Annotated in this window: 10 protein-coding genes and 4 tRNA genes; 11 read left to right on the forward strand and 3 right to left on the reverse strand. The window is 40.5% G+C overall.

The features are described from left to right. The 7 genes from Q9Q35_RS01400 to Q9Q35_RS01430 all read left to right on the forward strand — a co-directional run bounded on the left by Q9Q35_RS01400 (position 1) and on the right by Q9Q35_RS01430 (position 1,931). Positions 1–71: transfer RNA gene (locus tag Q9Q35_RS01400), tRNA-Gly, on the forward strand. Positions 72–88: 17 nt separating this feature from the next. After that, positions 89–174: transfer RNA gene (locus Q9Q35_RS01405), tRNA-Leu, on the forward strand. 22 nt (positions 175–196) lie between these two features. Further along, positions 197–270: transfer RNA gene (locus Q9Q35_RS01410), tRNA-Arg, on the forward strand. Positions 271–278: 8 nt separating this feature from the next. After that, positions 279–352, forward strand: a tRNA-Pro gene (locus tag Q9Q35_RS01415). Positions 353–594: 242 nt separating this feature from the next. Next, positions 595–861 carry a hypothetical protein gene (locus Q9Q35_RS01420; protein WP_304651810.1) on the forward strand — a complete coding sequence of 89 codons (267 nt, stop codon included), beginning with the start codon at positions 595–597 and terminating at the stop codon, positions 859–861. 18 nt (positions 862–879) lie between these two features. Next, positions 880–1,095: a hypothetical protein gene (locus Q9Q35_RS01425; RefSeq protein ID WP_289450149.1), complete on the forward strand. Its 216-nt coding sequence runs from the start codon at positions 880–882 to the stop codon at positions 1,093–1,095. An 89-nt stretch (positions 1,096–1,184) separates the two neighbouring features. Further along, entirely contained in the window at positions 1,185–1,931 is a 747-nt protein-coding gene (locus Q9Q35_RS01430; protein ID WP_304651811.1) for a gamma-glutamyl-gamma-aminobutyrate hydrolase family protein, read from the forward strand. Between the two features lie 53 nt (positions 1,932–1,984). On the opposite strand, the gene adhP is transcribed toward Q9Q35_RS01430, so the two are convergent. Both adhP and Q9Q35_RS01440 read right to left on the reverse strand, forming a co-directional pair. Further along, the gene (adhP, locus tag Q9Q35_RS01435) at positions 1,985–3,001 is read right to left on the reverse strand and encodes an alcohol dehydrogenase AdhP (RefSeq protein WP_304651812.1); all 1,017 of its coding nucleotides are present in this window, start codon (positions 2,999–3,001) and stop codon (positions 1,985–1,987) included. A gap of 177 nt (positions 3,002–3,178) precedes the next feature. Further along, on the reverse strand, positions 3,179–4,546 hold the full coding sequence (locus Q9Q35_RS01440) for a glutamate--cysteine ligase (RefSeq protein WP_304651813.1): 1,368 nt from the start codon (positions 4,544–4,546) through the stop codon (positions 3,179–3,181). Between the two features lie 284 nt (positions 4,547–4,830). Here Q9Q35_RS01440 and Q9Q35_RS01445 point away from each other — a divergent pair, with 284 nt between their 5' ends. The 3 genes from Q9Q35_RS01445 to trxB all read left to right on the forward strand — a co-directional run bounded on the left by Q9Q35_RS01445 (position 4,831) and on the right by trxB (position 6,826). Further along, entirely contained in the window at positions 4,831–5,475 is a 645-nt protein-coding gene (locus Q9Q35_RS01445; protein ID WP_304651814.1) for a metalloregulator ArsR/SmtB family transcription factor, read from the forward strand. A 92-nt stretch (positions 5,476–5,567) separates the two neighbouring features. Beyond that, positions 5,568–5,882 carry a thioredoxin gene (gene trxA, locus Q9Q35_RS01450; RefSeq protein ID WP_304651815.1) on the forward strand — a complete coding sequence of 105 codons (315 nt, stop codon included), beginning with the start codon at positions 5,568–5,570 and terminating at the stop codon, positions 5,880–5,882. Between the two features lie 17 nt (positions 5,883–5,899). Beyond that, positions 5,900–6,826, forward strand: coding sequence for a thioredoxin-disulfide reductase (gene trxB, locus Q9Q35_RS01455; protein ID WP_304651816.1), 927 nt, complete (start codon positions 5,900–5,902; stop codon positions 6,824–6,826). Positions 6,827–6,873: 47 nt separating this feature from the next. Here the strand turns inward: trxB and Q9Q35_RS01460 are convergent, their stop codons facing one another. Beyond that, on the reverse strand, positions 6,874–7,053 hold the full coding sequence (locus tag Q9Q35_RS01460; protein WP_304651817.1) for a hypothetical protein: 180 nt from the start codon (positions 7,051–7,053) through the stop codon (positions 6,874–6,876). 277 nt (positions 7,054–7,330) lie between these two features. Between Q9Q35_RS01460 and Q9Q35_RS01465 the strand changes: the two genes are divergently transcribed. Further along, on the forward strand, positions 7,331–8,575 hold a 1,245-nt coding region (locus Q9Q35_RS01465; protein ID WP_304651818.1), incomplete at its 3' end, for a ClC family H(+)/Cl(-) exchange transporter.

An 8,575-nucleotide genomic window follows, 5' to 3' on the forward strand; every position in this document is an offset into this window, starting at 1 on the left:
CGGAAGTAGTTCAGTGGTAGAACACCACCTTGCCATGGTGGGGGTCGCGGGTTCGAATCCCGTCTTCCGCTTGTGATCAATGTATCACGCCGGGGTGGCGGAACTGGCAGACGCACAGGACTTAAAATCCTGCGGTGAGTGATCACCGTACCGGTTCGATTCCGGTCCTCGGCATTAACTGAATATTTTATATTATGCACCCATAGCGCAACTGGATAGAGTGTCTGACTACGAATCAGAAGGTTGCAGGTTCGACTCCTGCTGGGTGCATTTTTTATCGGGAAATAGCTCAGCTTGGTAGAGCACCTGGTTTGGGACCAGGGGGTCGCAGGTTCGAATCCTGTTTTCCCGATCGTGTAAAGGTCATACTATTAAGGTATGGCTTTTTTTATTTATTCATATAAAGTAGGGCAAAACAAAAAAATACTATTTTAAATCATTATAATGATATAATAAGTTTGTAGTTAAAATGATCAGAGAAGGATAAATGTATAGCTGGTCATTGTAGTAGTTAATAAGGTTTATAGTTAAAAAAGGAAACGATATTCTTTCTGTGCATAGTTTTGCGGTCTATACATTTATCTAGTGGTAACAATGAAAAAACGACCTGATCAGCCCATTAGACGACCGATCAAGCAACGTTTGAATGAGAGCGGTTACTTAAATATTTTGGGCATTATTATAGCTATTATTTTACTTGCATTACTATTCTTTTTTGAAGGTAATTTTTTACATGATGATCTTGAGCTCAGGCCAACCAATGAAGCTATGGAGACAAGCCTTAAAGCTAGACCAAGCGAAGAACTTGAATCACAATTTGATGTGCAAGAAAATCTGGATCAAGAGACGATCAACAACTGATAAGAGAGGATGAGTAGGATGTTTAACTTTAATGAATTGGCACAAGTAGAAGATATTTTACAACGTAGTCCAAGTTTAACGCCTTATGAAGTCCAAATGGCAATGTGTGAATTACGTGACCAAGGTAGTTGTTATGTTAGAGATCAAGGACAGATCGAGTATGCCTTAGCTTATTTACCGTTTGTTAAAGTTGAATATGGGCAAAACGGTAATCTAAGACTTGATCATTGGTAGGATGATTTGATTTTTTTAAGGCGTTTAACTTTACTTAAAGTCCTAAATATGATATTTTTCTCATAACGTACTTTTAAGGGGGAGATTTCATGCGACCAAGAATTGCTATACCAGCAGATACTTTGACTGAGGCGACAAATGTAATAAATGAACGTAATGCGCCTTATGCACCAAGACCTGCGATCGAAGCGATCGTTAAATCAGGAGGAGCACCAGTTATTTTGCCAAGTGTTGATCCAAAGTTTGTGGATGATTATATCGATCTGTTTGATGGGATCGTTTTTGCGGGGGGATTTGATGTTGATCCAACCTTTTTTGGAGAAGAGCCTCATTTGAAGTTGGGGATGACTTACCGCAAACGAGATATTTTTGAAATTGCATTATTAAAACAGTCAGTTAAAAAAGGTAAAGCTATTTTAGGGATCTGTCGTGGTATGCAACTGATCAATGTAGCTTTAGGTGGAACGCTGTATCAAGATCTTTCAGAGGATAAAGACATCTACGTTAAACATTCGCAAGATGCACCGGGAAATTTTCCGTCTCATCATGCAAATGTGATCACGGATAGTCGTCTCTATGAGCTCGTTGGAAAACGACCGTATATCAATTCTCGGCATCATCAAGCTTTAAAGGATATCGCACCGTCTGTACGTGTTGTAGCCAAAGCCGATGATGGAGTAGCCGAAGCGATCGAATCACTTGAAAATGATCAGATCTTGGGCTTACAGTGGCATCCTGAAAATACTTATAAGCATTATCAGGACTCACAAAATATTTTCGCTGATCTGATCAAACGTGCAGCTAAAGTTGCACAAAAAAATAATAAGAATAATTAAAAAATAGCTCGGTGGGTCGATCCAGCGAGCTATTTTTGTGGAGTAATATTATTTTATTCAGTGAAATCAATTACCATACGACCGTTGATCTTGCCAGCTTCCATTTCTTCAAAAATTTCTGGTGCATCTTCGACCGGACGTTTTTGAACAACTGGTACAACTAGTCCTTGGGCTGCAAAGTCAAAGGCTTCAGCTAGATCTTTTCTTGTTCCGACTAATGAACCTACGACTTTGATACCGTCTAAAACTGTTTTAACGATACTCAGTTCCATATATTCAGATGGTAAGCCAACTGCAACGACTGTTCCGCCAGCCCGTAAACTTTCAACGGCTTGATTGAAAGCAACCTTAGAAACGGCTGTTACAACAGCTCCGTGACAACCACCAGTTAATTCTTGGATCTTTTCTGCGCCATTAGGAGTATCTTTAGCGTTGATAACGATATCAGCACCAGATCTCTTGGCTAAAGCTAATTTGTCATCATTGATATCAACTGCAACAACTTTGGCGTTAAAGACCTTCTTAGCATATTGAATAGCTAAGTTACCTAAACCACCAGCGCCGTAGATCGCGATCCATTTACCAGGGGCTGCATCTGCTTCTTTAAGTGCTTTGTAAGTTGTTACCCCAGCACAAGTGACAGAACTAGCTTGTGCTGGATCGAGCCCTTCAGGAACTTTGACGGCATAATCTGCCACAACGACAGCGTATTCACTCATGCCGCCATCAACTGAGTAACCAGCATTTTGTACATTACGGCAAAGTGTTTCACGACCTGTGGTACAGTATTCACAGTAACCACAGCCTTTGAAGAACCAGGCAATACTTACGCGATCACCGACCTTGAGCGAAGTTACATCATCAGCAACTTCAGTGACGATCCCGATCCCCTCGTGTCCTAAGATCCGACCAGGAACTTTGCCAAAATCACCATTAGCCACATGTAAGTCAGTATGACAAACACCACAATACTCCATTTTTACTAAAGCTTCACCTTGTTTAAGTGTTGGAATAGCGCATTCTGAAATTTCGATCCCAACACCAGAGTCCTTAACTGAAACAGCTTTCATATTTTTGTGTCACTATATTAAATGCAAAATAATATAACGGTTTATGTTATTAGGAAGAAATATAGTTTTTCCTTTCTTAGTGTTGTTAGCGGTTACAAAATGAGTCTGAATAATTGATCTCCCCGCATTTTGTTCTTCCAAGGAGATCATATATTATTCTTACAGATAAAGCAAAGATTAACTACGGCGCAGATCAGGATCCCAGTTACCACGAAAGAGTGCTTTCTTAAGTTCGGCTGCAGTGTACTGCCGATCTTCAAAGCCCTCAAATTTGAGGAGCGCATCTTGGGCTGCCCGTTGATAACGGCGAGCGCGTCGCAAAGCGTATTCTTCTAGAGAATCATCTTTAATATAATTTAACAGGCGGGCGCTCGGTGTTGTTAGTGGATTTTCTACGCGATCAGCTAGATCATCTAAAATTTCTTGATATTCAGGTCCAAGTTGGAGCCGATTGGCGTAAAGTTCTAAACTCTTGAGTAGTGCGCGTGCTTTGTTTTGATATTTACAAATACTACGTGGATCTTCGCTAGCAACTTCTTCATTCATTTTGTCAGCTTGCTCTAAAACACGATTGACTTCATTTTTTTTGAGGGCTGGGCTCATGATAAAATAACTTGCTAGTAGGCGAAGGAAACGTAAAGTGTCGGTCCTGATGCCAACTGAGCTACTTGGATCAAGGTCTAACATCCGCAATTCGATATATTCGGCGCCAGTTTTAGGGAGCTCACTTAAAACTGGGTTGCCTTTGAAACGAACTGAGCCGTGGAATTCGTAATCCTTGATCAAGATCTTATCTTTGACACCTTGCTGGATCCGATCGACATAGGCTTGTACATTCGTATAATCGCCTGCAAACTTGGTCCCAAAGCCAAAAGAACTTTGGCGCACGCTTCGAACTGGATGTTTGAGCTTAAAATCACCTTCAAAATAATTTTTTTCAGCGATCGGACTAGCACCAAAGAGGTAAGTTATCAGCCAACGATAGCGGACAAAGCCTTGAGCTAAGATCTCATAGAGATAATTTTTAGCTTCAAGTTCATTTTTAAAGCGCTCTGGAAAGTTCTTTAAGACTAAGTCGATGAGGTGCTGATCAATACTGAGATTGATGTGAGCACCACAAGGAGTACCTTCAGCAAAACGGTGTCTTCGTGTCCACTCTTTTAAATATGCCTCTTTTTCAGGACCCCATTGAGCTAAGCGAATATGGCTCGTATCTTTAGGTAATTTAGGTGGCATCGATAATGGCCAAAGTAATTCACCTGGTGCTAAAGCAGAGCGTAAGACGTTATTGATCCCATAAAGATAATGCATCGCATCAAGGGCGTAAGCTGCAGGTGGTGTCACTACTTCAGACATCGTTTCTAAATAATCTGTAGTGATCCAAGGATTGGTCGTTTCATCACCGAGTGCGGCTGGATATGGTTCTTGGCTGAGATTTCCCATATCATCAACGCGATGCATCTCGATCTCAAGACCCATTGTGAAATCTGATGTTTTAGCAACTGCTTCATTATTAAAGATCAGTTGACCGATTTTACTAAACATAGGCATTCCCCCAAACTTAGTCTGTCTGATTAGGAGCAGACTTTTATTTTAGCCATATTATACTACATTTAAAAAAGAATGAAATAGAAAAGTGGGTTTATTTTTTAGAAAAGTTTTAAAATAGGCGCTTTAAGTTTTATAATTTTATATATATTAAACTAAAAATGAGAATGAGTAAATATTTTTAAAATTAAATGAAATTATTTTTTGGGATAATTCTTGACGATATCGGTCAAATCATTTAAACTATTCAATAATATAATTGAATAGTTTGGGGTGAGTTGATGGAAACGAATGAAGCTAAAGAATACAGAAATAAACTTTATACTGAACTGGCTAAGATCGGCAAATGTCTTTCGAGTGCACGACGGCTAGAACTCTTAGAATTATTGATACAATGTGAAAAGACGGTTGAAAATTTGGCAGCTGAAACGCAAATGTCAGTCGCTAACACTTCACGGCATTTACAGATCTTATTTAAGGCGAGTTTAGTCAAGCGACGCAAAGAAGGCAATTTTGTCGTGTATTCTCTGGCCTCAGATCAAGTTGCACAGTTGGTAAGTAGTCTTAATCAAGTCGGCAGCGAGCAATTGGAAAAAATGCAGACCTTACAAGACGATCTAGCTAAAAGGGCTGGTAGTTTGACGATCACATTGTCTCAGGCTAGACAACAGCGTCAGGCACTATTTTTAGATGTTCGTCCAACTGATGAATATCAAGCTGGGCATATCAAAGGAGCATTGAATATCCCGTTTGATCAACTAGAAGAGCATTTGAGCTTTTTGCCTTCTGACCGTGAGATCATCGTATATTGTCGTGGGAATCTCTGTACATACGCTGATCTAGCTACAGGCTTGCTCCATGATAAAGGATATCGAGCCTATAGTTTGAATCATAGTTACTATGATTGGATAACTAAAGAAAAGTAAGTTAAAATGGTTGCGCTAAACAAAAAAGCGTGATATAGTTTAGTTATTCAATCAAGTAGTTGAATAGATTTTGTGGTCATGAGGTAATAAAAATGGTTAAAGTATTTACAGATGAAAATTTTGAAACAGAAACAAATAAAGGTGTTGTCTTGATCGACTTTTGGGCAACTTGGTGTGGTCCATGTCGGATGCAAGCCCCGATCATCGAGCAATTAGCTGCTGAAATGGGCGACAAGGTAACGATCGGCAAGTTAGATGTTGATGCTAATCCTAAGACAGCTCAAGGTTTTGGTATCATGTCGATCCCAACTTTATTGATCAAAAAAGATGGTCAAGTTGTGGACCAATTGGTTGGTGTCCATATGAAAGACCAATTGAAACAAGCTTTAGAAAAACATTTAGCTTAATTAATGGAGGATAGCAGATGGCAGATAAGTATGATGTGATCGTGATCGGGGCAGGGCCAGGCGGTATGACGGCAGCTCTTTATGCATCACGTGCAAATTTAAAAGTAGCGATGCTTGATCGTGGTGTTTATGGTGGTAATATGAACAACACTGCTGAGATCGAAAACTACCCTGGTTTTAAAACGATCATGGGACCAGATCTTTCTGAAGAAATGTATCAAAGTGCAACTAATTTTGGTGCTGAATTTGTCTATGGTAATGTTGAAAAGATCGAAGTGATCGATGAAAAGACGAAGCTCGTTAAGACAGATAGTGGCGAATTAGAAGCCCCAGTGGTGATCATTGCTACTGGTTCGGAAAGTCGCAAGTTAGGTGTACCTGGCGAAGAACAATATGGTGGTCGTGGTGTATCATACTGTGCTGTCTGCGATGGTGCCTTTTATAAAAACCGTGATGTTGTCGTGATCGGTGGTGGTGATTCAGCGGTTGAAGAAGGGATGTATTTAGCTAATCTTACTTCAAGCGTGAATGTTGTCCACCGACGTGATAGTTTACGTGCTCAAAAGATCTTGCAAGAACGCGCTTTTAAAAATGATAAGATCAAATTTACTTGGGATACTGTAGTTGAAGAGATCCAAGGTGACGAGCAAAAAGTTACCGGGGTCAAGGCTAAAAATGTCAAGACGGGTGAAATAACGACGATCCCAGCAGATGGTGTCTTTATCTATGTTGGTTCGATCCCAATGACAGCTCCGTTCCAAGGCCTTGGGATCACGGATGACAAAGGTTGGATCGTGACAAACGATAAGATGGAAACTACCATTCCTGGGATCTATGCGATCGGGGATGTTCGGCAAAAGACACTACGTCAGATCACGACCGCAGTTGGCGATGGTGGTATCGCCGGTCAAGAAGCTTTTAACTATATTGAAAGTCATAAATAGCAATAAAAGGACTACTGGATGCTACCAGTAGCCCTTTTATTTTTGAATCAATTATACTCGACTGAAAAGTTGCTATCGTATGGATCGTCAAAAGCATCATCTTCTAGTCCGATCTCAACGAAATGGTGCGTTCCTGTATGCGTGTACGAATAATATGCACACCAAAGTAGTAATAGGAGTGCGAGTAACGCGATAAAATAGCCCAGATATAGGGCACAATGTTTCATAATTAAAAGATCCCCTTTATCTTACCTAATGCTATTGTAAAATAGCATAACGTAAAGAATTATCGCATATTGAACGGATGCAGTCTATAAAGATTATAAAATAAAAAAATATTGTTCTAGTTTTTAATTTAGAAAAGGTATTCATTTGGGACGATATAGCGAAGTCAGGCACACTAGGTCAAGCATTTTAGGAATTTAATGAAAGATTAAACATGTGATAAACTGCGATAAGAATGTTATGATAGATAAAGTGTTTGACCTGAAGGGATGTGCTGATTTGGTAGCTAGAGCAAAAGATGTATTGGGGCGACCATTTTCCATGAACTATTTGAACCTGATCGTTCAAGGAGCGGTCGTGGGCCTGATAACGGGTGGGATCGTCAGTTGTTTTCGGTGGATCATCGATCATACATTGCAATTATTATTTTGGTGGTATCCATATCTTGAGAGACATTTGGGCTATGTGCTCGTTTATGTACTATTCTTAGTGGCGATCAGCTGGTTATTAGGCAAGATCCTCAAGTATGATCTGAATAACTTAGTCGGTTCAGGGGTCCCCCAAGTCGAAGCGATCTTACTGGGGCAAAATAGTTATGCACCATGGCAGATCTTGTGGCGTAAATTTGTTGGTGGTCTGTTAGCAATATGTCCTGGGTTGTTTCTTGGACGTGAAGGCCCATGTATCCAAATGGGGGCTTGTGTAGGGCAAGGCTTGGCAGAGGATGTTTTTAAAACTTCTAAAAAAGATCAGCAGACATTGCTATTGGCCGGAGTAGCAGCGGGTCTAGCAGCTGCATTTAGTGCACCATTAGCTGGGGTATTATTTATGGTCGAGGAGATCACAACGACTTTTAAACCACGGATCTGGTTGACGGCTTTAGCAGCAGCTTTGAGTGCCGATCTGATGACTTTGGTCTTATTAGGTCAACAGCCTAGTTTACCAATGTACATCACACCATTTGCGGGTGAGCCTAATTATGTATTTTTGTTCATCTTGGGCATTATTATCGGTATCTTAGCATATGGCTATCAATATGTTTTGTTAGAGCAACGTTATTTGTATAGCAAGCTAAGCTTCTTACCTCAGCGTTATCACAGCTTGGTCCCATTATTATTGACTATCCCTTTGGGTTTGTGGAATGCTAAGCTCTTAGGTGGGAGTCATGATTTTATCAGTTATGTGACGGACATGAGTTTAACGACGACTGACCCACGTGCAATTTTGAAGTTGCTCGTGCTCTTTTTTATCGTGCGGTTTATTTTTTCCATGATATCTTATGGTGCTTCGGTCCCAGGTGGTATCTTTATGCCGATCTTGGCTTTAGGTGCTGTGATCGGATGCTTTGCAGGGTTGTTGGGGGTAAATGCTGGGTGGCTTGCGCACAGTCAAGTCTTGGGGTTGGTCTTGATCTCGATGGCGGCTTATTTTGGAGCGATCGAAAAAGCTCCATTTACAGCGATCGTCTTATTGACTGAAATGGCGGGTTCATTAGCATCAGTTTTCCCATTAGTCTTTGTAACA

Source organism: uncultured Ligilactobacillus sp., from assembly GCF_948826705.1.
Taxonomy (GTDB): domain Bacteria; phylum Bacillota; class Bacilli; order Lactobacillales; family Lactobacillaceae; genus Ligilactobacillus.